Below are 22,428 nucleotides of genomic sequence, written 5' to 3'. Positions count from 1 at the left end.
GCCCCAGGCGTAATCGAAGATCTTCAGTCGCACACCACAGCGGGTCAGGGAACAGGACACATGGGCCAAGGGCGTCTTCCCGGCAGCGCACGACCGCGTCCAGCAGGCGGCCGCCGCGATCGAGCCGGACGCGCCTGCCCAGCCGTTCATCGACGCGCTGAGCGAACTGGTCCAGGCCCAGGCCGAGCACTGGCTTCGTCGTCCTGCACTGGTGGACAGAGATCCTGGAGCGGCACTTCCCGCCCCAACTCCCCGATCCCGACCACACCACCGAGTAGCCCCGACCACGCCCGGCCCTGGTACCGGCGTAGGTACCAGCGTGATTGCCGGCGTGATCGGGTAACCGACAGCGTTCTTGCAGGTCAGTGCACATTGGAAGGGTGTGAAGGCCGCTGGCACCTCTCTTCTTCCTTGTGAAGAAGAGAATTCTCTTGAAGCCGCCGCCGGGGTCGTCGCCAAAGGAGACCGAAGAGGACTGGCCGACCCGGAGTCGGACACACCACGGGCCCCGGGGGATCAGCCATGACACCAGGGGCCCGGCTCTATGGGTGCGCTGTCCAACGACGGTGCGACTCCGCCGTTACGTCGTCGCCAGCTCCGGTACTTCGAGAGCTTCGGCCACCTTGCGGGCCATCGCGGCCACCTGCGGCGGCAGGTAGCTGTCCAGCGAGTCGACGTCGTCGCACAGCCGCGCCTTCAGCCCGTGCAGGCATGCCACGGTGAACAGCTTCTGCGGGTCGTCCTCGGGCTGCTGCGCCTGCTCTGCCTGGCGCTGGCCCCGGTGGTACCGCATCCGGTTCGTCGACGCCCGCATCGCCTCATATGAGAGGGCCTCTCCCAGCAGGCCCGCCACGTGCGAACGGTCTTCCTCGTCCGTGCCGTGAGCCCGGATCGCCTGCTGTCCGACCTGGAGGTAGCTGTCCAACGTGTGAGCTGCCATGCCGGTGCGCTCGCAGTACGCGGCGATCAGCATGGCCACCATGTTCATGGTGTCCGCCGCGTCCGTGGCCCGGTACAGCGTCATCCGCTTCCAGGTGTGCGCCTGGTCGGCTCGGTGTACCGCAGCACCAGGTGGTGGATCGCCCGGCGCAGCGGCTCGGGCATCGGGGTGGAGTCCATGGTCGCAGGCTAGAGGGGCCGCGCGCCCTGAATCTGGAGTCGTGGCCCCTGATCACCCGGACGGACCGGAAGCTGTCACGCCGCGGCGCCCTCGCCGAAGCCGATGGCCGCCCGTCGGCACCGTTGGACGGTACCGCCCGCGGGGCCCGGGCGCGGGTGTGGCGCTGCCTTCAGTCGGGAGTCAGGCGGAGCACAATACGGGTCGTGCACACCAAGCCCTCTGAAGGCCTCTGCGATCAGGAACTCACCGAACTGGGCCGATACTTGACGCCTGGCGAGGTCGCCCGCGCCCGCGCTCTGGCTACGCGGCTCGGCACGTTCCTCCTGCACCAGCACGCCAAACGCCTCCGCAAGCTCAGCGCGCGATTCAGCGACCGCCCCCGCAAAGCGGCGGCATTGAAAATCTGGCTGGCCGCCCTTTCAAGGGAGAGACAGGGCAGCTTCGCCGAACTCGCGGCCTTCGAAGCCGCCGCCCTGGCCCTTCCCGCGAGCGTCGACAGCGCCCACTGGTACAGCGGGTGGAAGATTCTCCAGGACTATCCGGGCTCGACACCCGACAGCCTGCGTACCCAGGCCGGTGAACTGGAGTGCCTGTACGCCCAGGCGGTGCTGCGCCGCAGCAAGGGAGCACAGACTCGTGAACAGGCCCTGGGGAGCGAGGCGCCGGTGACGGCCAGGATGCCGGGGCGCCGGGGTCCGCGTTCGGCCTCCAGGCCCGTCACGACGCTCGCTGCTTCCTGAGCTGTCTGCTCCGCCGCCAGATCGCCGACGGTGCGCTGGGTGAAGTGCCGATCGTGCGGGGTCTCACCTCGGTGCTGGCGGGCGCCTCGGCAGAACCCGTGGGCTGGCCTTGATTAGCGCTGGTCGATGAGGTCTACGCGGTGTCTCCGGCCTCCACGGGCCTCACGCGGTCCAGCGGTGGGTCCCATTCGATGCCGCCGCCTTCCGGCACCATGAACGCCTGCCTGCTGACCAGGTTGCCCGGCGTCTTGAGCCGCTCCTCGAGGACGCCGGTGAGCAGACCGGTGCGCTCCGAGAGCGTGTCCCGAACGAGGGTGCCGCGGGGATAGGGCAGTTCGCCGTGGCTGAGGGTTGTGGCCGGCTTCTCGGTTCCGTTTACGTGCGGACTCCTGTCTGGATCGTTTGGGCGAGGCGGGCGGCGATGTCGGAGCGCACCCGCCCGAGGTCTACGGGCCGTAGTGCGGGCGAGGCGGTGTCGAGGACCAGGGCGTCGGTGTCCGGGGGCGGCTGCTGGGTCATGCGCACCCTCGGCGCAGCGTGTCGGCGAGCTTTAGTGCCACGTCGGCCCGGATGTTCCCCTGAGTGACGAGGCCCAGGTAGGGCGATGCGCCGTCGGTGCCCAGGGACGGGAGCACGATGCCGGCCGTCGTGAGCGCCTCGCGCAGGGTCTCGGTCGCGGTGTACGGGTCGATCACATCGCGGTCGTGTCCAGGAGCCATGAATTCGACGCTACGGACGGCAGGTTGAGGCGTACCAGGGGAGTTTCTCGGAGTTTCTTGACCCCCTGACGGAGTTGCGCGATGTTATCCACGGAGGCCTGCCAAGGTCCGTACGCAAGTGCACTGGCCTCGGTGATGCTGGATGGATCAGTCCTCGACGAAAGGAACTGATCATGGCGCGACGGCTGCGCTTCAACGGCACGGGAAGTGGTGGCGGTTCCTGCCCCGCAGTGCATGAGGACTTGGACACGGGCGAGATCATCGTGCACGGGCCGCGCCTCACCGACCCTGAGGCCCTCGCCCAGCTGCAGCACATCGACGAAGACGAGATCCCGGTCGTCATCCCGCGCGACACCCTGATCGACTTCGGACCGAAGGATCGCGAGGAAGAGCCGCGCATCCTCACCCCCGAAGAGTTTGCGCGGATGTTCGAGAACTTCCGGCACAGCGCATGGCACCTGGAGATGGCCCGCGGCTACGCCGTCGACAGGGAGACCAGCACCTACCAGCAGTTCGTGCGGGGCGAGAGGCCGACGTGGGACATGGCCTCACCGTGGGCGCGCACCATCAGCGCCAAGACCGCAGACGGCGTGAGCGTCGCGCGTGTGCGCATCGATAACCCGCCGACCGAGGGACAGCGCTATCTCCCCGCGCACGCCGAACACAACGCCCAGCTGGGCGAAGAGGTACGGAACATGAGGCGCGAGGACGCGGAGCGCCACAACCTGCCCGACGAAGACTTCTGGATCTTCGACTCACACATCGTGGCCCTGTGCCTCTCTGGGACGAGGCGGAAGACCTGACGGGTGTGGAGCTGATCTCGGAGCCCGCACGGGTCAACCAGTACAACCGGTGGCGTGATGCCGCCATGCACTATGCCGTCCCCTACCCGGAGTTCGTGGCACGGATGGCAGCGGGGGAGTAGAGCAGGTGAGTACCGGTGAGCACGGACTATCAGCAGGCGCGTGAGGATCTCGGAATTCGGCTCCGGGAACTGCGGCTCTCCGCCCCTGAGGGTCGGCTCACCGGTACGCAGCTCGCGACCCGCCTCGGCCCGGGGTGGTCCAAGGTCAAGGTCAGCAAGCTGGAAAACGGCCGGCAAACCGCGACCTCCGAGGATCTCCGGGCGTGGGCGCAGGGGACCGGGCAGCCCGAGACGTACGACGAACTCCTGGCCCGGCTCAGAGGATTCGAGTCGCACATCCGCTCATGGCGCCGCCAACTGTCGGCAGGGCACAAGACGGTGCAGGACGCGGCAGCGGCGGAGGGGGAGCGGACGGAGGTCCTCACCATCTGGGAGAACTGTCTCATCCCCGGAATGCTGCAGATCCCGGACTACGCCCGCCACGTCTTCGCCCGCCACTCCGAACTCATGCGCTCCCCACGCGACACCGAGGACGCAGTACGTGCCCGGATCCAGCGCCAGGAGGGTCTATACCAGCGCGGCTGGAAGTATCGGATCATGATGTGGGAGGGGGCGCTGCGCTCGCTGGTCTGCCCCCCGTCCGTACTGGCCTCGCAGCTCCATCATCTGGCGGGGGCCATCGGCCTGGACACCGTCGAACTCGGGGTCATCCCGTTCAGCGCCTCGCTGAAGATCTTCCCCGGCAACAGCTTCTGGGTCTACGACGAACGCCTGGCCATCGTCGAAGACTGGCACGCAGAGCTCTGGATCGACGACGCGGACAGCGTCTCCACCTACCTGCGCGTCTGGAACACCCTGCAGGAATCCGCCGTGTACGGGGCCGACGCCCACAACGTCATCAACGTGGCCAGGCGCGCCCTGATCCCGCGCTGATACGGCGGCGGACCGCAGCTTCGAACGCCCGCCCGTCACCCGTCGGTGCGTCGCGCCAAGCGCCCGCGCCCGCGCTGCCGCCAAGGAGATGTCCGCCGCGCTCGACGACGACCAGGAGCATGAGTCCGAGGAGCCCCTGGGGTGGCAGCCGATCTGGAAGCGCCCCCGGAAGCCCGAAGTCGAAGGCGGCGAAGAAGAAGGAGCTGCGGGCAGCGGCGGAAGCTCCAGAACGCCGGGAAGCGCAGCCTCGCCGCCGCGCAGTCGCGCCGGCCCCGGTCCCGGCAGAACCGGATCGGTAACGCGGCCGCGCGCCGCGACGCCCGCGCCCTGTCCCCTGTCCCGGGTGCGGCACTCCAACGCCTGGTTGTGGTGACGATGCCGGGCATCGCCACCATGGAGCCCGCCCGATGTCGTGCATCGCCACGCCATCATCGGCCGCCCTTGACAGCGGCGGAGTCCACTCGATGTTCTGCATCCAGTGATTCGGGGTTAGGCTCGAAATGCCTGCCGGAGGAGCTCGCCGAACTCGGCGGGGTGCGTGGTCAGGCCGGTGTGCCCGCCGGGGAAGTGCCGGAGTTCCGTGCCAAGATGCTCGGCCAGGAAGGCGGCCGGACGGTAGATCAGCTCGCCGCGTGAGTCCTGGCCACAGGCGAGCACGAATCGGTCCGACAGTGCCTCCAGCCGGTGGATGTCCGGAGCGTAGGACATGAAGCTGGGCACGATGCGCCCGACGAAGTAGGGCAGGTTGGCCATCGTCCGCTCGGCCCGTGCCGCCGCCTGCGGTGGCAGCTTGACTTCGGCCTTCGGCTCGGCGGTGTCGCCGTCCTTCTTCATGCCGGCGGCGAACACGGCCATCGCTGGCATGAGCCCCTCGGAGCGGAAGGCCTCCTGCACGCGTGCGATGAGCGCGCGATGTTCGGGGGCGTCCGGCAGGATTTCCACCAGCGGCGGTTCGTGCGCCACGAGGCGCTCGACGCGTTCGGGGCGAACGGTGAGCAGGTGCAGCGCGGTGATCGCGCCCGAGCTGGAGCCGAACACCCGGGCGGGCTCACCGGGCGACAGCAGGTCCATTATCCGCAACGCGTCGTCGGCGTGCTCGGCCACGCGTTGCTCGGCTTCGGGGTCGTCCAGCGCGCTTCGGGACATGCCGCGCGGGTCGTAGGTCGCGACGGTGTATTCGACGGCCAGGTCGTCGGCGATGCCGTCGAAGGAGGCCGCGCCCCCCGCCCCTCCGGGGATCAGCAGCAGGAGCGGGCCCTGGCCACGCACTTCGTAGTGCAGGGTCGCGCCGTTCACGCGCAGGCTGCCGATGGTTGGATCGGTCATGAAGAGTCTCCTTCTTGGGACGGGGGCCAGTGCTCCAGGAGGGAGTGCAGGGCGTCGAGTGCGCGGATCCAGGAGTGCTGCGGCGAACGCTCGTGTGCGAACGCGCCCGCGGCCTCCAAGGCGACGAATCCGTGGAACGTGCTGCGCAGCAACCGGACCGCGTCGGTCAGGTCGGGTTCGACCAGTCCGTAGCCGCGCAATATGCCGTAGGTCAGCTCGCCTGCGCGCTGCGGTCCGGGCGCCTTTGCGGCCAGCTCAGGGTCGATCTGGATCGGGGTCTGCGTCGCCGCGTAGCGCCCCGGATGCTCGTGGGCGTACTCCCGCCAGGCGTTGGCAAACGCGACCAGCGCGTCCTTGCCCGCCCGCCCGGAGGTCGCCTCCGCGATACGGATGGTCTTCTCGTCCGCCGCCAGCAGTGCGATTCGTCCGCGCAGATCCTCCAGGCCGCGGACGTGCGTGTAGAGGCTCGCATCCTTCACGCCGAGCCGCCGAGCCAACTGCGACATGGTCACCTGGTCGAGTCCGACCTCGTCCGCCAACTCGGCGCCCGCGATCGTCACCCGCTCTGCCGTCAGCCCTGCCCGCGCCATGCACCCTCCTCATTGCCTAGGGGTCCTAGGTTTAACCTAGAAGCCCTAGGGATGGCAAGCAGGAGACATCACCGCGCATGGCCACATACGGCCCCGCGATACCGATACCCGCGCTCACCACCGCGCCGGCGACCACCACACCGGTCCGGAGCCGCTGCATCCTGCGGGCCCTATGGCCAGGCCCCGATTCGCATGCGGACGGCGGAGTGGCTGTCGTGCAGGGCGAGGGCATCCGGCGGGGGCCACACCTATACCAGGACAGGACGGGAGGTTGGAGCGGCCCATCAGCGAAGGGAACCGCTAATGATCCACTCTTCCCCCTTCCTCACCGGGTGAGGGCTTGGCCGCTGTCTGTGCTGCAGCCCCATACACCATGCGGGAGCGGTCCGACGCCCGCACCATCTCCGACCGGAAGGAACAGCGCCATGACCACCTACGATGCGGCATTCTCCGCGCCGGCAGTCCAGTCCCCCTGGGACAGCGGAGGCCCTTACCCGCCCAGCCTGTACTGCATCTCCGGTAACTCCTACGACCGCTACTCCTGGACCGGCACCAACCGCCCCATGTTCGGCGACACGCCCGACAGTCCCAGAGGAACGCTCCTGGGGAATAAAACCCCCGGAGGCCAGACCACGAACGGCCTGTTGGGCCACTGGAACCCGTGGACCTCCGTCGACGCCGCCCTCTGCGTGGACGTGAACAACGTCTTCCTGTTCAAGGGAAACGAATGCATCATCCTGCCCCTCAACGAAGCAGGCAACTACAAAGACACCGACCCCACGCCTGAAACACACACCGCCGTCACCGACCCCGTCCCCATCGCCTCACAGTTCGGATACACGGGAACACAGGACACGGCAACCTTCCCCCTCACCAAAGTCGATGCAGCCTTCCTCACCGCAGGCGGCACCAACATCTGGTTCTTCGGCGGCGACCAGTGCTACTGCATCGACGCCCTCACCCACACCCCCATAGACCACTTCAGCAGCGGTGGAGCCCCCATCACCCTCCCCATCCGCCAACAATGGCAAAACCTCCCCGACGACCTCAAAAACGGCCTCACCTGGGCCGCACCCACCCTCAACAGCGACGGTGTCGTCCAAGACAGCGCACACCTGGTCACCGACACCACCTGGTGCCCCGTCATCCCCAGCACCCAGAAGTCCTTCCCCTACATCACTGACCCCAACGAGCCGCCCATCAACATCCCCGACAACGTAGAGCAGATCACCCTCGAGCTCTGGGGACCTGGAGGAAACGGCAGCAGCAGCGCCAACGGCGGTGCGGGGGCTTACATCGCGCAAATCATCAGCCACGCGCCCACTGGCTCAGTGAACATCCACCTCGGTACCCCCGGCGACTACACCTCCTATCCTGCCCAGAGCCCCACACACATCGCCGGTGGAGGCGGCGGCGCCGGCGGCAGTGGCGCGAATGGCGCCAGCGGCCGAGGCGGCGGCCGAGGCGGCTCCGGCGGAGGCGGCAGCGGTGGCAAAGGCGAGGACGGCAACAGCTTCGGCGGTCCTGGAGGCGACACCTCGACCCACGAAAGCGGCACCGGAGGCGACGGCGACGGCGGCTTCGGCGGCCGTGCCGGCAGCGCCGGGCAGGCCGGCGGCCCAGGCGGTTTCGGTAGCCGCGGCGGCGCAGGCGGCGGTGGAGGAGGAGGGGGTGGCCGCGGTGTCGGTGGTTTTGGTGGCGGCGGAACAGGAGGCCGCGACGGCGGTTCTGGCGGCGGGGGCGGCGGCGGAGGCGCCCAGGGGCCCAGTTTGTATCCGTCAGGAGCCCGGTGCGAACCCTGCGCCGACAGAAACCCGAGCACCCCCTTCATGAGCCTTGACGGCAAAGCAGGGTTCGGCGGCACCCCCAGCAAACCCAGCGGAGGCAACGGCGCCGCTCGCATCAGCTGGTAACCCTTGCAGGGCCAACGGTCGCCCAGACTGCAAGCCCACAGGCCGGAAGGTCTCCTCCCCGGACGGCCAGGGGCCTCGTCGATCTTCACGGAGACCTCCTTGGACGGGTCCTTGCGGACGGTCGGGGCAGCCCCGTTTCCAGGCGTCCGTATGTGTGCACTGTGCATGCAAGCCAGCGAAGGCAAGCGCGGTGCGCTGAGTGCCCCATTCGGCGTTGGTTGTCGGTGTACTACCTCATCTGCAGAGCAAAGTACGGGCTGCTCAAATGCAGAGGTGTGTACAGAGTTTTGGCCGGGTCGAGCGCGTCGGCCCTCGACCCGGCCGTGCGGGGTGAAGCCGCAGATTCAGGCGGTCGCGGTGGTTTGTTACCTGTAGTTCGTTAAATCCGGCGGTATAGGTCAATGCCGTGTCCGGTGGTGACTGCGTCGATCAGGGCCTGGAGCTCGGAGGGCGGGTCCTTGTCCGTCCAGGCTCGCCACCAGTGGTTGAGGGCGATGGCGGGGGCGAGCCAGGAACGGATCGCCCGTAACGCCCTGGGCCAGCAGGGCGGTTGGGTCCGGTGGGGCTCGGTTGGGCCCCCTCTCTGGCCCCTGGCTGGGACACGGGTCCGGCGCGGTGGCGTCCACGGGGCCGGGCGGGGCGAACCATTGGTCCCAGCAGAAGGAGAAGGCGCAGTTGACCCGGGTCTGGTGGCGGCGGATGGCACGGTCGGAGCGGACTTGGAAGTCGGCCCAGCCGAGTTCGTCCTTGATCTGCTTGTAGCTCTGCTCGATCCAGGGGCGCAGGCCGTAGAGGCGGATGATCTCGGTGAGGTCGGCCGGCGGGTGCAGACTGGTGGCGGCGCAGACCGCGTCGGGGTGGGGCAGGTTGGTGGCCAGGTACCAGGTGGCCTTCTCCGGCAGGGTGGCTGGATCGGTGATGGCCACCACCAGGCGGCACGGGGAGTCGGGGCCATAACCGCCCAGCCGGGCGTCGGCGGCCCACCCGGTCTGGGTGTGTCCGTCGCGGAAACGGCGCTCTACCGGTGTCCAGTCGCCGGGATGGCCGGTGAACGTAGGGCAGGCCAGCCTCGCGTAGTGCGAGATACCAGTCGTCGCTGACGGAGGAGGCGCAGTCGGCGACCCCCGCCCGGCAGCCGAAGCCCGCCTCCTTGCCCCGGACCGTGAGAGCGGCGGAGATCTGCGGTTTGGTGCGGAAGGTCGGGTCGGACCGGCCGCGGGTGAAGTGGTGGGCGGGCGGGCGTGTACGGCTGTGCGTGCAGCGGATAGTAGACACGCCCGTCGGTCCATACCGTGGTCACTGTGACGATGCCGTTGTCGGTTTTCCCCAGGCGGCCCAGCCACTGCCGGCCCACGTTGGCGGTGGCCGTGCCGTCCTTGCGGTCCCCGGAGTCGTCGATCACGATGACCCCGCCGTCGTGCGGAGCCGTCGCCGATTGCTCGCGAAGCAGATCAAGCCGCCGTTTGTTGACCTTCCGGCCTCCCATGGGGACTCAGACAGGAAGAACTGCAGCCGCTGCACCCCCGGCATCCCCGCGCCGGCCACCGGCTCCGCGCCTGCCAGACAGGTGATCGTCTTGTTCCGGTCCCGCGGCGCGAGCAGCCCCGTCAGGTACTCACGAAACCCCCGCCGCTGTGCCAGGCTGAAGAAGAGGTCATCGAACCGGGCCGCGTACTCCTCCAAAGGCCCCGGCGCAGGCGGACACGGACGGCGAGCAGTCATCTTCGGCTCCCAGCAGAGCAGTTGACTCCTACTACCGGCCTACGGCCCACCTGCACCACCGTCAACCCATACGACCACCGGATTTAACGAACTACCGGTAACTCCGCGACCACGGCCTTGACTTGCCTGGTCATACGGGTGGTACGCCGCTGGTATCGGTCCAGCACCCCGGGCACCTGCTCGCGGAAGGTATGCAGGCAGCCGCGCGTGGGACACACCAGACGCCGCACCCGCACACGGACCACCACCCGTCGGCCGCCGACCGGAACGTCGGCCGCCGTCCGCCAGTGAGAGCCGTGCACCCGGCCCGACGAGGCCCCGCGCACCGGGCAGACCGCGGTGTCCAGCGGCGTCCGGGCCCGCACCACGATCCGCTCGCCCTCGTCGGCCACCTCCTCCATGACCAGCGGGGACAGACCCGAAAACATTGCCTGCACGAGCTCGTTGACACCCATGACAAGAAGGTCAACGACCCTCACAACTCTCCGCAACCACCGAATGGATGCTGTTGGTGATCTTCGGTCGGCAGTGTGAAGCCGCGCGGAGTCTTGTCGCTCGGTTGTGGGGTGTGCTGCGCTGGTAGCGCGGGGCGGATCCGGCGGTCGGAGGGGTGACCGCGATGTCGATGGGTGTGGGTTCGGGGCAGTCGATTCCGGCGTTGACGGTGCGGGTGGCCCGGGCGAGTAATCCGCGGGGCACGGCGGCGATGTGGGTGCGGGACCGGTTGGACGAGCTGTTCACGGACGAGGATTTCGCCGACTGGTTCCCGGCCGACGGGCGGCGGGGTCTGTCGCCGGCCCGGCTGGCGATGGTGCCGGTGCTGCAGTATGCGGAAAATCTGACCGACCGGCAGGCCGCCGAGGCGGTCCGCTGCCGACTGGACTGGAAGTACTGCCTCGGGATGGATCTTGACGATTCGGGATTCGACTACTCCGTGCTCAGCGAGTTCCGAGACCGGATGGCCCAGGGAGACCGGGCTGACCGGCTGCTGGCCGTGATGGTGGACCACCTTGTGGCGGCCGGGCTGGTCAAGCGACGCGGTGGCCGGATCCGGACGGACTCGACCCACGTGCTGGGCGCAGTGCGGACGCTGAACCGGATCGAGCTCGTCACCGAGACCCTGCGATCCGCGCTGGAGCAACTCGCCCTCGAGTATGAGGAATGGCTGGCACCGTTGATCCTGCCGGGTTGGGCAGAACGTTACGGGCGACCGGCCTTCTACCACCGGCTTCCCAAGGGCAAGGCGGCCCTGGAGGAGTACGCGCTGCAGGTCGGCAGGGACGGCCTCTGGTTGCTGAGGGCCGTGTTCGATGACGGTGCCCCACCACGGATACGGACGCTGACGCAGGTCGAGACGCTGCGTCTGGTGTGGGTCCAGCAGTACTGGCACGATGCCGAGGGCCAACTGAGGTGGCGGGCCCCGAAGTCCACCAAAGACCGGCTGAGCCGGCGCAGCATGCCCCGCCGGGCAGACCTTCCTCCATCGACGGACGGACGGCCCGATCCGGCCACGGCCTGTGTCCCATGGGCCAGCACCGAGATCGTCTCCCCTCACGACCCTCAAGCCCGCTACAGCCGCAAGCTCACCGCGGCCGGGACGAAGAACTGGATCGGCTACCGCGATCACCAGAGCGAGAGCTGTACCGAGAGCGGCCCGAGTGTCATCGTGACCGTGGTGACCAGGCCCGCTCCCGAGCAGGACATCGATGCGCTCGAGGCCATCCACCAGAGTCTGGCCCGGCAGCAGTTCACGGGTCTGGAGCACTTCGTCGATGCCGGATATATCTCGCCCGAGTCCATCGAGCAGGCCGCCCGCGTTCATGGAATCACCCTGACTGGGCCGGTCCGTGCTGACCCCCGGGCTCAGGATCATCCCGGCTTCACGAAAGCCGACTTCATCCCCGACTGGCAGGCCCGCACCCTGACCTGTCCCCGCGGAATCACCAGCCACCCGTGGAAGCCCACCCTGAGCGACCAGCATGAGCGGCTGTCCGTGCTGTTCCCCAAGCCCGCCTGCCGGGCCTGCGAAGACCGGCTCGCCTGCACCGGAAATATCGACGGCCGAGCTCGCCACATCACTCTCCTGCCCCAGCGCCTGCAGGAGATCCAGACCCGGGTCCGGCGCGAGCAGGACACCGAGCCATGGCAGCGGCACTATGCGATCCGCACCGGCTGCGAGGCCACCGTCTCTGAAACTGTCCACGCCCACGGCCTGCGCCGCTGCCGCTACCGCGGGATCACGAAGACGCACGTCCAACACGTCCTCACGGCCGCCGGAGCCAACATCCTCAGGCTCAGCCAATCCGGCCCGCCCAGCAGCGAACTGCCGGCCCGAACCAAGCCAGTCAGCAGATTCCGGCAACTCTGCCGAGTCTTGCCCACCTAGAGATCACCAACAGCATCCCGAAAGTGAGACAGGGCCGTTAAATTGCTACACCCCGTCCATAATGCGGAACGGCCAACGTGCATCCGCCAATGAGCGAAGTGGCCGCCACGGTGGACGGTGTGCAGGGTCAGGACATCTTGCGCCTTCTTCGTGCAGCGAAGAGTCGTGCTGTGAGCGCACAAATGAAGGCCAACGGTATGAAGAAGGATGGCCGAACCTGAGATCAGCCGCCGGCCCCCTGCGATGTGCTGCGCGTTCCGATGGGCTCCGGTCCAGATGCCGAGGATGTCGCGAGTGCCCTCAACGGTCACGGCCATCGCCACGTAGACGGGGGTGCCGTCGGCGTCGTTCGGCCCGTCCGGAGCCACTGCACACCGGCGGTTCTCGGAGTGGTCCAAGGCCCGGGTTATCTGGCCCAGGAACCTTCTTCCGAGTTCCTCCCGGCGGAACCGGGGATTACGGTAGGCGGGCTGTCTCCGGTAGTGACGCACTGGCCGACGCCAACGGGCAGGCCGTCCGAGTGCCCGCCATCGACGATGCGGGCGCCGCAGCCGACCGCCCGGGCGGCCAGCAGGGTCTCGCCGTCGGGGCTGGGGGCGGTGGAGCGCCGCGTGACTGGGGCTCCGTGGCCGGGACCTCCCAGTTGGCGTGGGGCGGACCTTGCAGGCGGGAACCGAGTACAGGTTCGCGTCGAAGGTGACCAGGGAGCCCTTGCCAACGTGGCGCAGACGCCGCTGGGCGACCAAAGAACTCCGCGACCTTGCTCTGCCGCATCCCTTGTTCGAATAGACCGGCCGCCTGCAGACACCGCCACTCGGCCTCTTAACAGGGCAGGCGCCTTGGCAACCCAACATCATGCGGGGCTCCCTGCGACGCCGTAGGTGCCGTCAGAATCTTCGAATGACTTGGTGATCAGCAGTTTCAGATCCTCCCGTCGCCGGGCCGTCGCCGAAATCGGTCGGCGCCGCCATTCGTAGAATCCGGAGCGGGACACTTCCAGCCAGTCACACATCTTCGCGACCGGTGATATCTCTGCCATGTTCGTGGTGGATGTCGCGTACTCGGCATCGATGAACTCGAACTTGTCGCTCACCGAGGATCCTTGGCAAAGTACGCTGCGACTTTTTCCAGGAAGGCGACCTTTTGCCGCAGTTCCCTCAGTTCGCGTTCCTGCTCGCGGAGCCGTGCCCGCTCATCCACCGTGAGGGGCGGCTTCTCTCCGGCGTGCTCACGGCGATATGTGTTGACCAAATTCCCGAGCGTGCCTTCAACAAGGCCGAGTTCCCGGGCGACCTGGGCGACCGGACGCGACGTCTCGATCACCATCTTCACGGCCTCTTCCCGATACTCGGGAGTGAACTTCCTGCGTTTCTGCGACAACCGACTTCCCTTTCCCAACAGACCCACCTTAGTGGGACCACTACCCGGAAAGTTCGGGGCGCCCCAAAGGGAACGTTAGGCCCGTGGTGATCCTCATCGCAGGTTCGATGGCCTCGGCGGCCGTCAGACCCCCGAGGCCGTGGTGAACGTAGTGGCGTCGCCTTCGTCAAGCCTTCAGCATCACTCAACAACGAGCACCATCATCGATCACCAGACGAGCTGGGCGGCGCCGGTGCCGCCGGTGCCGCCGGTGCCGCCGCTGTCGATGCCGGTATTGTCGCCGTAGGGGCCGTCAGTACCGTCCAAGTTCGCGCGGCCGCCGCATCCGCCCAGTGGCTACGCCCTTAGGCGGGTTGCCGTCGGGCGTGGCGCCAGAGCCCCAGCCGACCTGGGTGCTGGACTGCACGCGTGGCTTGCCCGCGGCGCCGCCACCACCGGGGCCCGTGCGGCGCCACCCCCGCCCCCGCCACCGCCACCGCCACCGTGGCCGCCGTCATGCCGGCGCCGCCACCGCCGCCACCGCCACCGGAATTGACGCCGCCACCGTGGCCGCCGCCGCCGACGCCGCCGCCGTCCGCGCCTCTGACCGAGCCCTGGCCGCCGCCGCCACCGCCGCCGCTGCCGCCATTGCTACCGCCGCCGTTGCCGCCGACGTTGGTGCTGCCGTCACCGCCGCGGTACGGCGCCCAGCCGGCGCCGTAGGCGCCCCCGCCGTCAGTGCTCCCGCCGCCGCCGCCGTCGGCGCCGCCGTTGCCGCCGTTGCCGTCGGCGCCGCTGCTGCCGCCACCGCGCCGCCAGCGCCCGCGACGCCGTTGCTGCCGCCGCCACCACCACCGCCGCCGCCAGGGGCGATGAGGATGGTGTTCGTGTTGACGCTGACGCTGGTGTAGTCGCCCTGTTGGCCGACGTGGCAAGCAACTTCCTCGCCTGAGTCGACGGTGAGGGTGTCGAAGAGGTATACACCGCTGCCACCGTTGCCGCCGGCGCCGCCGTCGCCGGTGACGCCGTGGTGTCCATAGCCGCCGGTGCCGCCGGCGCCGCCGGGTCCCCAGAGGTACACCTTGACGGTGTCTACGCCAGCGGGGACGGTGAAGGGAGGGTGGTTGCCGGGGTCGGTAAAGAGTTGCATGCCGTAGGCGCCGCTTGCGGTTGTGTTGTTGGTGCTGACGGTGACTGTGGCCCAAATGCTTCCGGTGTCACGGTTTGCGCTGTCGCGGGTGACCAGAGCTGCGCTGTCCTGAACGACACCGTCTGAGTTGAGGGTGGGGGCGGCCCAGGTGAGGCCGTTTTTGAGGTCGTCGGGGAGGTTTTGCCATTGGTCGCGGATGGGGAGGGTGATGGGGACTCCACCGCTGCTGAAGTGGTCTATGGGGGTGTGGGTGGTGGCGTCGATGCAGTAGCACTGGTCGCCGCCGAAGAACCAGATGTTGGTGCCGCCTGCGGTGAGGAAGGCTGCGTCGACTTTGGGGAGGGGAAAGGTTGCCGTGTCCTGTGTTCCCGTGTATCCGAACTGTGTGGCGATGGGGACGGGGTCGGTGACGGCGGTGTGTGTTTCAGGCGTGGGGTCGGTGTCTTTGTAGTTGCCTGCTTGGTTGAGGGGCAGGATGATGCATTCGTTTCCCTTGAACAGGAAGACGTTGTTCACGTCCACGCAGAGGGCGGCGTCGACGGAGGTCCAGGGGTTCCAGTGGCCCAGCAGGCCGTTCGTGGTCTGGCCTCCGGGGGTTTTATTCCCCAGGAGCATTCCTCTGGGACTGTCGGGCGCGTCGCCGAACCAGGGGCGGTTGGTGCCGGTCCAGGAGTAGCGGTCGTAGGAGTTACCGGAGATGCAGTACAGGCTGGGCGGGTAAGGGCCTCCGCTGTCCCAAGGGGTCTGGACTGCCGGCGCGGAGAATGCCGCATCGTATTGGGTTGTCATGGTGGTGTTACCTTCCGGGTGGGGTCGGTGGGATTCCGCACACGCCCTCAGGACGCGTCGGGCTAGCGCACAGGCAACGGCGAAGCCCTCACCGTGTGGGGGGAGAGAGAAGCAAGGGCGGTTTAACAACGCTTCCTTCCGCCGATTCCCTGCTCCAATTTCCTGTCCCGTTCAATTCCTCGCTCTGGTATAGGTGCGCCACCCGTCGTTTCCCCTCGCCTGCACGAGGGGTGTTCCCCCCTGAAAGCTGGAAACCGTAAACACTGGATCTTGAGGGTCTGGGAGAACGGAATCCCTGTGGGGCTGAAGCACTACTCAGGTTGAATCCGTGATGTCCGGGCGGGGGTGACGGGTCGTGATCCCTGCGGTACGACGTCCTCATGCGGTACGCGCAAGGGGGCGGGTTGACGCCTGTTGAGCAGGTGAAGCGGGAGACCGTGCGGCTGGAGGCCGCCAAATCGTTCGAGGCCGGGGCTGCCACGGCGCAGATCGCGATCGAGTTGCGGGTGACGGAGCGGTCGGTGCGCCGGTGGCGGGCGGCCTGGCGGCAGGGCGGTGTCACAGCCCGGGCGTCGGCGGGGCCGATGGCGGTGGAGAAACTCTCCCCGTGGCAGTGGCAGCGGCTGGAGTCGGAGTTGAAGAGAGGGCCGCTGGCGCACGGCTTCGACGACGAGGAGCAGGGCTGGACGCTGAAGTGTGGCGGCTGCTCAAGCGGCACGGCTGGAGCTGCCAGGTGCCGGTCCGGCGGGCGCTGGAACGAGACGAGGCGGCGATCGAGGTGTGGAAGGCCGAGCTGTGGCCGCGGGTAAAAGTACCGCGCACGACCGGGGCGCCCACATCTGCTTTGCGGACGAAAGCGGCCAGTCGCTGATCCCGCCGAGGGGCCGGACCTGGGCGCCCCGCGGGGCCAGACCGGTGGTGCGGGTGGCTGGCCGTCGCGGCGGCCGGGTCAACATCGTCGGCGCGGTGTGCTTCAAGCCCGGCCACCGGCCGCGGATGTTCTTCAAGCTGCACGTCCACCGCGGCCGCAAGGGCGAGCCTAACTGACCGTTTCAGAATGACATTCGTTGTGGGGCTTGGCAGTTGAGTGTTGTCTCGGCAGGATTGGTTGGGTGGCTGCTGAACTTGTGCCTGATGACTTGTGGGAACGTGTGGCCCCGCTCTTACCTGCTCGGCCGCCTCGGCGGCATCGGTATCCGGGGCGGTTGCCGGCGGATGACCGGGCTGCACTGCGAGGCATCGTCTACGTGCTGTGCAAAGGTGTGAGCTGGCGGGACGTTCCCGCGGAACAGATCGGCTGCAGTGGCGTGACGGCCTGGCGGCGACTGCGGGACTGGACCCGAGGCCGGTGTCTGGCCACAACTGCACGAGGTACTGCTGACCGAACTGCGTGCCGCGGGTCTGCTGGACATGAACGACGCCGCGATCGACGGCTCGCACGTGAGAGCTCTGAAAGGGGGGCTCACACCGGACCTTCGCCGGTCGACCGGGCCCGGCCCGGCAGCAAGCACCACCTGATCGTCGACCGGCACGGCACTCCGCTGGTCGTCTCGCTGACCAGCGGGAACCGCCACGATGTCACACAGCTGATGCCCCTGCTGGATGCGATGCCCCGCATCCGTGGTCTCCGTGGGCGGCCGCGCCACAGGCCAGGGCGGCTGTTCGCGGACCGTGGCTACGACTACGACAAGTACCGCCGTCTTCTGCGGGCTCGCGGCATCACACCCAAGTTCGCGAGAAAAGGCACCCCACACGGCTCCGGCCTGGGAAAGATCCGCTGGGTCGTGGAGCGCACATTTGCCTGGCTTCACCAGTTCAAACGGCTGCGGATCCGCTACGAGAAACGCGCAGACCTCCACCTGGGTCTCCTCCAACTTGCCTGCAGCATCATCTGCTTGAGACGACTCCGAACCTCATTCTGAAACCATCAGTAAGACCTTCGCCTGGCACGACTACCGGGACTTCATCCGCATGGTGCACCTGCAGCTCGGTACCCCCGTCGTGTGGGTCTGGGACAAGTGCGCCGTGAGGCGCTTCGTTGTATCCCCGACTCACTCGGGAGGAATTTGGAGGAACATTCCTGGGTCACTGGACTTACCTGGAGGCGAAAGCTGAGGGGGACAACAGCATGTCCGGAAAGCGGTGGCCGCCCGGAGGCGTCCGAGGCGGCGCATTGCAAGGCCCGCGCGATATGGCCAAAGCTGGATTGCCTGAAGCCCAATCTTCTGTGGTGTAAAGATCCACCCGTCGGAATGATGCCTGATACCGACGCCGCACCGTGCCCGACCTTGATTGTCCCGGTCGGGCAGCCTCCACGGTGTTGGACGCCGTCCAGCGAGGGCGGCCAAGGAGATGAGTGGGCGGCCTACGTCGCGCTCGATACGTACAGCGAAGACGTACCACGGGATCGCCTAAAGGGCGCGAGCCCCAAGGTGACGGAGTGCCCGTAGTAGTCGCAGGAGTAACGACCTGTCAGGGAGGCCGGGAAAACCGGACCACAGGGCGAAGGGGCACAGGCTGATTGTGATGTCCGTGCTGGGAGGTCTGCGAAATGCAGGACGCTGAAACAGTCCTGGGCGTCATCCGGGAACGCGGCAGGCGTGGCCTACCGCTGGAGAGGTTGTATCGACAGCTGTTCAACTCGCAGTTGTTCCTGATGGCCTACGGACGCATCTACGCCAACAAGGGTGCGATGACGCCCGGGACCACCAGGGAGACCGTGGACGGCAGGTCCCTGGCCAAAATCGACACGATCATCAGCGCATTGCGCTCGGAATCGTATCGGTGGTCACCGGCCAGACGTGTCTATATCCCGAAGAAGAATGGGAAGTTGCGTCCGCTGGGCGTGACGTCCTGGTCGGACAAGCTGGTCGCCGAGGTGGTCCGCCTGCTGCTTGAGGCGTACTACGACGTCCAGTTCTCCGACCGGTCCCACGGTTTCCGGCCGGACCGGGGCTGCCACACCGCGCTGCGCGAGGTGGCCACGGCCTGGACCGGAACGCACTGGTTCATCGAAGGTGACATCTCCGACTGCTTCGGCTCCCTCGACCACAAGATCATGGTTGGGGTGCTTGCGGAGAAGATCCACGATGGCCGGTTCCTGCTGCTGATCGAGCGCATGCTGCAAGCCGGGTATTTGGAGGACTGGAAATGGAACGCCACGCTCAGTGGCGCCCCACAGGGCGGCACGGCGTCCCCGATCTTGTCGAATATCTACCTGGATCGCCTCGACCAGTTCGTTGAACAAGACCTGCTGCCCGAATACAACCGGGGCAGCCCCCGTCGCAAGAACCCGGCCTACGTGGCCAACAAGTCCCAGATCGAGAAGGCCGAACGGCGTGGTGACCTGGATACGGTGAAGCTGCTGAAACAGCAGCGCCGCAGGCTGCCGAGCGGCGACCCGAAAGACCCGGGGTTTCGACGGCTGAAGTACGTGCGGTATTGCGACGACTGGCTGCTCGGCTTCGCTGGTCCCAAACACGAGGCCAAGGAGATCAAGTCGCGGATCCAGAAGTTCCTGCACGATGAACTTAAGCTGGAACTCTCGGAGTCCAAGACACTGATTACCCATGCCGCCAGCCAGGCGGCACGGTTCCTCGGCTATGAAATACGGGTCCAGCACGAGGACACGAAACTCACTCGCGGCCGCCGTGCAGTCAACGGCGTCATGGGTTTGTATGTGCCCAACGCGGTGACTCGTGAACGATGCGCCCGCTACATGAGAAACGGGAAGCCTGCGGCACGCGGACAGCTCTTCCACGACAGCGATTTCACCATCGTCGGGAAGTACGGTGCCGAATACCGAGGGTTCGTCCAGTACTACCTGCTCGCACAGGATGTATTCCGCCTGAGCACGCTGCGTTGGGTCATGGAGACATCAATGCTCAAGACCCTGGCCGCGAAGCACCGATCCACCGTTCCGGTGATGGCCCGCGCTTTCAAGGCGACCATCAGCACCCCGGTCGGACCCCGGATCTGCTTTGAGGCCGTGGTGCAGCGCGAGGCGGGAAGGAACCCACTAGTCGCCCGCTTCGGCGGGAACCCGCTCATTCGCAAGCGCACCGCCGTCCTGACCGACCGACGACCGACCATGGCCAGCCCTGGTAACGAGTTGATCCATAGGCTCCTCGCCGGGAAATGCGAGATCTGCGGCGCAGGAAAGGGACTTCAAGTCCACCACCTGCGGAAACTCGCCGATCTCAACAGGCCCGGTCGGCCAGATCGGCCGCCATGGATGACCCTGATGGCAGCACGGCGACGCAAGACCCTGGTGGTCTGCTCAGCCTGCCACCACAACATCCATGCAGGACGGGGCTCACCTCTTCCCCGGAAGTGATCACTGGAGAGCCGTGTGCGGTCAAAGCCGCCTGCACGGTTCGGGAGGGGGCCGACGGAAAAGGACCCGATCCACGGGCACCTCGCCGGCGGCCTACCTCACCCTGAACGTGCACCGTGATGCTCGGCTCCGCACCTTCATTGCCTCATGTGACTGGATCGTCTCCTTCCAACTGCCGCCGTATGCACTCAACTACATCAGAAGGCATCTGGTCACTGGTCCGCCGCGCAGGCCAGGAGCAGCATCGCCTTCACCGACCCGAGCCACCTGATGTGCGTCCTGCGGCGGACTCTCCGAGCAACCCAATACCGCAGCGACGTCATCGACGGATGCCTCGGCGCAACCGGACTCACCTTGACGACACCCAGACCGAAAGCTCAGTAGAGGTGGTGTGGTGCCGCGCCACCGCGCAATCACTGGATGCATGAAGTCAAGAAGGGCCCTCGCCGCGGTCGTCCCTCAGTGACCCGCATCGGTGTAAGTGGCCGCTTCGTGATCAGGGGGAATCTGAATTTGCGGGCTCAGCTATCTTGACGCTGAAATAGCGCTCGTGAAGCTCGTTCTGATGGGGCCTTAAGTGGCTGGTCGTGCAGGTCGCGCTGGTCGGTAGGGGCAGTTTCCGAGGTCTGGCGTTGCGGAAATTTGCTGAAAATCAGGCTCGTTGCGCCGTTGGCGGCGGGGGTGCTGCCAGATGCGTCTTGGCGGGCTGGCCGGCAGCCGGGCGGAGTGCGGGTTCAATAGGTGGTCCGTAGAGGCTTGAGCCGGATGCCGCCTTGCTTGCCCGTCGTCACTATCGAACGCATCTGGCAGGCTCGGCGCGGTCGCACCTATCGGTTCCTCTGTGGTTTGTCAAGGATGGTGCGGCCCGGTCTGTAGAATTCCCACGGCAGGACGAAGCGGTCGGCGCAGCGGCAGTGCGGCCGGATGGGAGGGCGTGTGGCCACCATTTTCCGGGTAGTGACCATGGACGACGAGGACGGCAGCGAACTCGGTGCGCAGTACTTCGACGAGGCGTGGAACGAGGTTCCTACCCCGGTGGCGGTATGCACGGGGCGTCTGCCGGCGCAGGCTCGCGATGTCCGGGCCGACGGGGTGCCGGGCGAGAATCACCCAAAGCGGGCGCCGCGTCCAGTGGTGGCGTCGCCGCCCCCGCGGCTGACCGAGGAGAACTGGGCGGCGCTGCTGGGCTGCGAGGCGGTGTTCCTGCCAGGCGATCCGTCGCGCTGCGGGCAGATGGCCTTTCACGCGTCGGGGGCCGCGAGGTTTCCGGTGGGACTTCCCGCAGGCGCCGTCCAGGATGTCGAGATCGTGGTGGCGCATGGGCGGGCCGCGCGCCGCCGCGCGGTCCCGGCCGTGGCCCGGCCGCTGGCCGAGGTGCTTCCCCGCCTGTTGGTGGCGCGGGGCGAGGATGGCGCGTCGCCTCTTGCTTCCACTGGCTCGTCGGGTGGGGGAGGCCCCCGGCGCAGCGACAGTGCCGAGGCGTGGCGGCACGCCGCCCTGTATGCCCTGCATATGGCGGGGCGCGGGCTGCTGCTGCCCGGTGTGAGCGGCGGCGGGCACGACGTCTGGCGGCTCGGGCCCTTCACACGGGAGGATGCGGCATGGGTGCGGGCGCTCGCCTCGGCGCTGCCGGTCGCCGCGTACGGGGTCCCGCTGGAGCCGGCGGGAGCGCGGGGTGCACGGGGCCGCCCGCTGCTGCCGGAGCCGTACCCGCGGCTGCGGACGTTCCTGGACGCCGTCGCCGACCTGCTGCCGCGCACCGCGGCGGCGGCCGCGGCGGCAGGCGTACGGCCGTTCGCCGCATCGGAACCGCAGCAGGTGCCTCAGCTGCGGGCCTGGGCCGCCCGGATCGCCGAGGGGTGCGACAGGGGGGTGCGTATCTCGCTCCGGGTGGAACTGCCGGGGCGTGCGGGGTACGGCCGGGGAGTTGGCGAGGAGGCGTCGTACGGCGAGGAGCCGTACGAGGAGGCCTGGTCCGCAAGCCCGGTGGGCGGGGAGCACGCGGGCTTTGGCGGCGACGATCCGGACGGGGACCCCCGCGGTGAGCGGCCGGGCGACGGTACCAGTGCGGGCGATGCGGATGGCCTGCCGGTGGTGCGGGCCGTGGTGCAGGTGCACTCGCTGGCCGATCCGCTGCTGCTCGCGGACGCCGCCGAGGTGTGGAGTGGTGCGGTGGACTGTTTCGGGTCGAGGGCGCGCGAGAAGGTGGGCGACCAGCTGCGGCGGGCGGCCCGGGCATGGCCGCCGCTCGCCCGGATCCTGTGCCAGCCGGTGCCGGACGTACTGCCGCTGGACGACGACGAGTTCCTGGACCTTCTCGATAGCGGTGGTGCGCTCGCGCTGGCGGACGCCGGGATCGCGGTGCATCTGCCCCGGGAGCTGGCACGGGATCTGACGGCCTCTGCGGTCGTCGAGCCGAACGCCCTGTCGGAGCGGGACCCGGACACCGAGGTCCCCTCGTTCTTCTCCTTTGAGCAATA

The 22,428-nt window shown here is 67.7% G+C and carries 19 protein-coding genes and 5 pseudogenes; 13 read left to right on the top strand and 11 right to left on the bottom strand.

The window, feature by feature from the left end; translation table 11 throughout:
• Nucleotides 1-580: 580 nt before the first annotated feature.
• A complete protein-coding gene (locus OG302_RS42595; protein ID WP_371750423.1) occupies nt 581-1,024 on the bottom strand; it encodes a hypothetical protein in 444 nt (147 codons plus the stop codon).
• Between the two features lie 299 nt (nt 1,025-1,323).
• On the opposite strand from OG302_RS42595, the gene OG302_RS42590 reads away from it, so the two are divergent.
• On the top strand, nt 1,324-1,860 hold the full coding sequence (locus OG302_RS42590) for a hypothetical protein (protein WP_371750422.1): 537 nt from the start codon (nt 1,324-1,326) through the stop codon (nt 1,858-1,860).
• Nucleotides 1,861-2,235: 375 nt separating this feature from the next.
• Here OG302_RS42590 and OG302_RS42585 read toward each other — a convergent pair whose 3' ends face one another.
• Nucleotides 2,236-2,379 (bottom strand): hypothetical protein, encoded by a 144-nt coding sequence (locus OG302_RS42585; protein ID WP_371750421.1) that lies wholly within the window; start codon nt 2,377-2,379, stop codon nt 2,236-2,238.
• Nucleotides 2,376-2,579 carry a hypothetical protein gene (locus OG302_RS42580; protein ID WP_371750420.1) on the bottom strand — a complete coding sequence of 68 codons (204 nt, stop codon included), beginning with the start codon at nt 2,577-2,579 and terminating at the stop codon, nt 2,376-2,378. The genes OG302_RS42585 and OG302_RS42580 overlap by 4 nt, the downstream gene beginning before the upstream one ends.
• 173 nt (nt 2,580-2,752) lie before the next feature.
• Between OG302_RS42580 and OG302_RS42575 the strand changes: the two genes are divergently transcribed.
• The 4 genes and pseudogenes from OG302_RS42575 (at nt 2,753) to OG302_RS42560 (ending at nt 4,750) form a co-directional block, all read left to right on the top strand.
• Nucleotides 2,753-3,382 carry a DUF6879 family protein gene (locus tag OG302_RS42575; RefSeq protein ID WP_371750419.1) on the top strand — a complete coding sequence of 210 codons (630 nt, stop codon included), beginning with the start codon at nt 2,753-2,755 and terminating at the stop codon, nt 3,380-3,382.
• The gene (locus OG302_RS42570; protein ID WP_371750418.1) at nt 3,352-3,504 is read left to right on the top strand and encodes a DUF6879 family protein; all 153 of its coding nucleotides are present in this window, start codon (nt 3,352-3,354) and stop codon (nt 3,502-3,504) included. The genes OG302_RS42575 and OG302_RS42570 overlap by 31 nt, the downstream gene beginning before the upstream one ends.
• A 15-nt stretch (nt 3,505-3,519) precedes the next feature.
• The gene (locus OG302_RS42565) at nt 3,520-4,377 is read left to right on the top strand and encodes a helix-turn-helix domain-containing protein (protein ID WP_371750417.1); all 858 of its coding nucleotides are present in this window, start codon (nt 3,520-3,522) and stop codon (nt 4,375-4,377) included.
• A 45-nt stretch (nt 4,378-4,422) separates the two neighbouring features.
• Nucleotides 4,423-4,750, top strand: a pseudogene (locus tag OG302_RS42560) (hypothetical protein).
• Nucleotides 4,751-4,866: 116 nt separating this feature from the next.
• Here the strand turns inward: OG302_RS42560 and OG302_RS42555 are convergent.
• The gene (locus OG302_RS42555) at nt 4,867-5,703 is read right to left on the bottom strand and encodes an alpha/beta fold hydrolase (protein WP_371750416.1); all 837 of its coding nucleotides are present in this window, start codon (nt 5,701-5,703) and stop codon (nt 4,867-4,869) included.
• Nucleotides 5,700-6,293, bottom strand: coding sequence for a TetR/AcrR family transcriptional regulator (locus tag OG302_RS42550; protein WP_371750415.1), 594 nt, complete (start codon nt 6,291-6,293; stop codon nt 5,700-5,702). Before OG302_RS42550 ends, OG302_RS42555 begins: the two co-directional genes overlap by 4 nt.
• Before the next feature lie 425 nt (nt 6,294-6,718).
• Here OG302_RS42550 and OG302_RS42545 point away from each other — a divergent pair, with 425 nt between their 5' ends.
• Nucleotides 6,719-8,206, top strand: coding sequence for a hypothetical protein (locus OG302_RS42545; protein WP_371750414.1), 1,488 nt, complete (start codon nt 6,719-6,721; stop codon nt 8,204-8,206).
• A 398-nt stretch (nt 8,207-8,604) separates the two neighbouring features.
• Here OG302_RS42545 and OG302_RS42540 read toward each other — a convergent pair whose 3' ends face one another.
• The 3 genes and pseudogenes from OG302_RS42540 to OG302_RS42530 all read right to left on the bottom strand — a co-directional run.
• Complete coding sequence (locus tag OG302_RS42540) at nt 8,605-9,132, bottom strand: hypothetical protein (RefSeq protein WP_371750413.1); 528 nt, start codon at nt 9,130-9,132, stop codon at nt 8,605-8,607.
• Between the two features lie 92 nt (nt 9,133-9,224).
• A complete protein-coding gene (locus OG302_RS42535; protein WP_371750412.1) occupies nt 9,225-9,692 on the bottom strand; it encodes a transposase in 468 nt (155 codons plus the stop codon).
• Between the two features lie 334 nt (nt 9,693-10,026).
• Nucleotides 10,027-10,356 (bottom strand): annotated as a pseudogene (locus tag OG302_RS42530) (transposase family protein); the annotation flags it as partial.
• Nucleotides 10,357-10,547: 191 nt separating this feature from the next.
• Here OG302_RS42530 and OG302_RS42525 point away from each other — a divergent pair.
• Complete coding sequence (locus tag OG302_RS42525) at nt 10,548-12,314, top strand: IS1182 family transposase (protein WP_371750411.1); 1,767 nt, start codon at nt 10,548-10,550, stop codon at nt 12,312-12,314.
• 853 nt (nt 12,315-13,167) lie between these two features.
• Here OG302_RS42525 and OG302_RS42520 read toward each other — a convergent pair.
• The 3 genes from OG302_RS42520 to OG302_RS42510 form a co-directional block, all read right to left on the bottom strand.
• Complete coding sequence (locus OG302_RS42520; RefSeq protein WP_371750410.1) at nt 13,168-13,407, bottom strand: hypothetical protein; 240 nt, start codon at nt 13,405-13,407, stop codon at nt 13,168-13,170.
• Nucleotides 13,404-13,721 (bottom strand): transposase, encoded by a 318-nt coding sequence (locus OG302_RS42515; RefSeq protein ID WP_371750409.1) that lies wholly within the window; start codon nt 13,719-13,721, stop codon nt 13,404-13,406. The genes OG302_RS42520 and OG302_RS42515 overlap by 4 nt, the downstream gene beginning before the upstream one ends.
• 466 nt (nt 13,722-14,187) lie before the next feature.
• Nucleotides 14,188-15,438: a hypothetical protein gene (locus OG302_RS42510; RefSeq protein ID WP_371750408.1), complete on the bottom strand. Its 1,251-nt coding sequence runs from the start codon at nt 15,436-15,438 to the stop codon at nt 14,188-14,190.
• 554 nt (nt 15,439-15,992) lie between these two features.
• Between OG302_RS42510 and OG302_RS42505 the strand changes: the two are divergent.
• From OG302_RS42505 to OG302_RS42480, 6 genes and pseudogenes are all read left to right on the top strand, one after another.
• Nucleotides 15,993-16,115, top strand: a pseudogene (locus OG302_RS42505) (transposase); the annotation flags it as partial.
• Between the two features lie 26 nt (nt 16,116-16,141).
• The gene (locus OG302_RS42500; protein WP_371750464.1) at nt 16,142-16,483 is read left to right on the top strand and encodes a winged helix-turn-helix domain-containing protein; all 342 of its coding nucleotides are present in this window, start codon (nt 16,142-16,144) and stop codon (nt 16,481-16,483) included.
• Nucleotides 16,393-16,659, top strand: a complete 267-nt coding sequence (locus OG302_RS42495; protein WP_371750407.1) for a transposase — start codon at nt 16,393-16,395, stop codon at nt 16,657-16,659. Before OG302_RS42500 ends, OG302_RS42495 begins: the two co-directional genes overlap by 91 nt.
• A gap of 65 nt (nt 16,660-16,724) precedes the next feature.
• A pseudogene (locus OG302_RS42490) lies at nt 16,725-17,501 on the top strand (IS5 family transposase); the annotation flags it as partial.
• A gap of 662 nt (nt 17,502-18,163) precedes the next feature.
• Nucleotides 18,164-19,948, top strand: coding sequence for a reverse transcriptase domain-containing protein (locus OG302_RS42485; protein ID WP_371750406.1), 1,785 nt, complete (start codon nt 18,164-18,166; stop codon nt 19,946-19,948).
• Nucleotides 19,949-20,884: 936 nt separating this feature from the next.
• A pseudogene (locus OG302_RS42480) lies at nt 20,885-22,428 on the top strand (hypothetical protein); the annotation flags it as partial.

It is taken from the genome of Streptomyces sp. NBC_01283, assembly GCF_041435335.1.
Lineage (GTDB): Bacteria > Actinomycetota > Actinomycetes > Streptomycetales > Streptomycetaceae > Streptomyces.
This window is presented reverse-complemented; position numbering and strand designations above follow the sequence as displayed.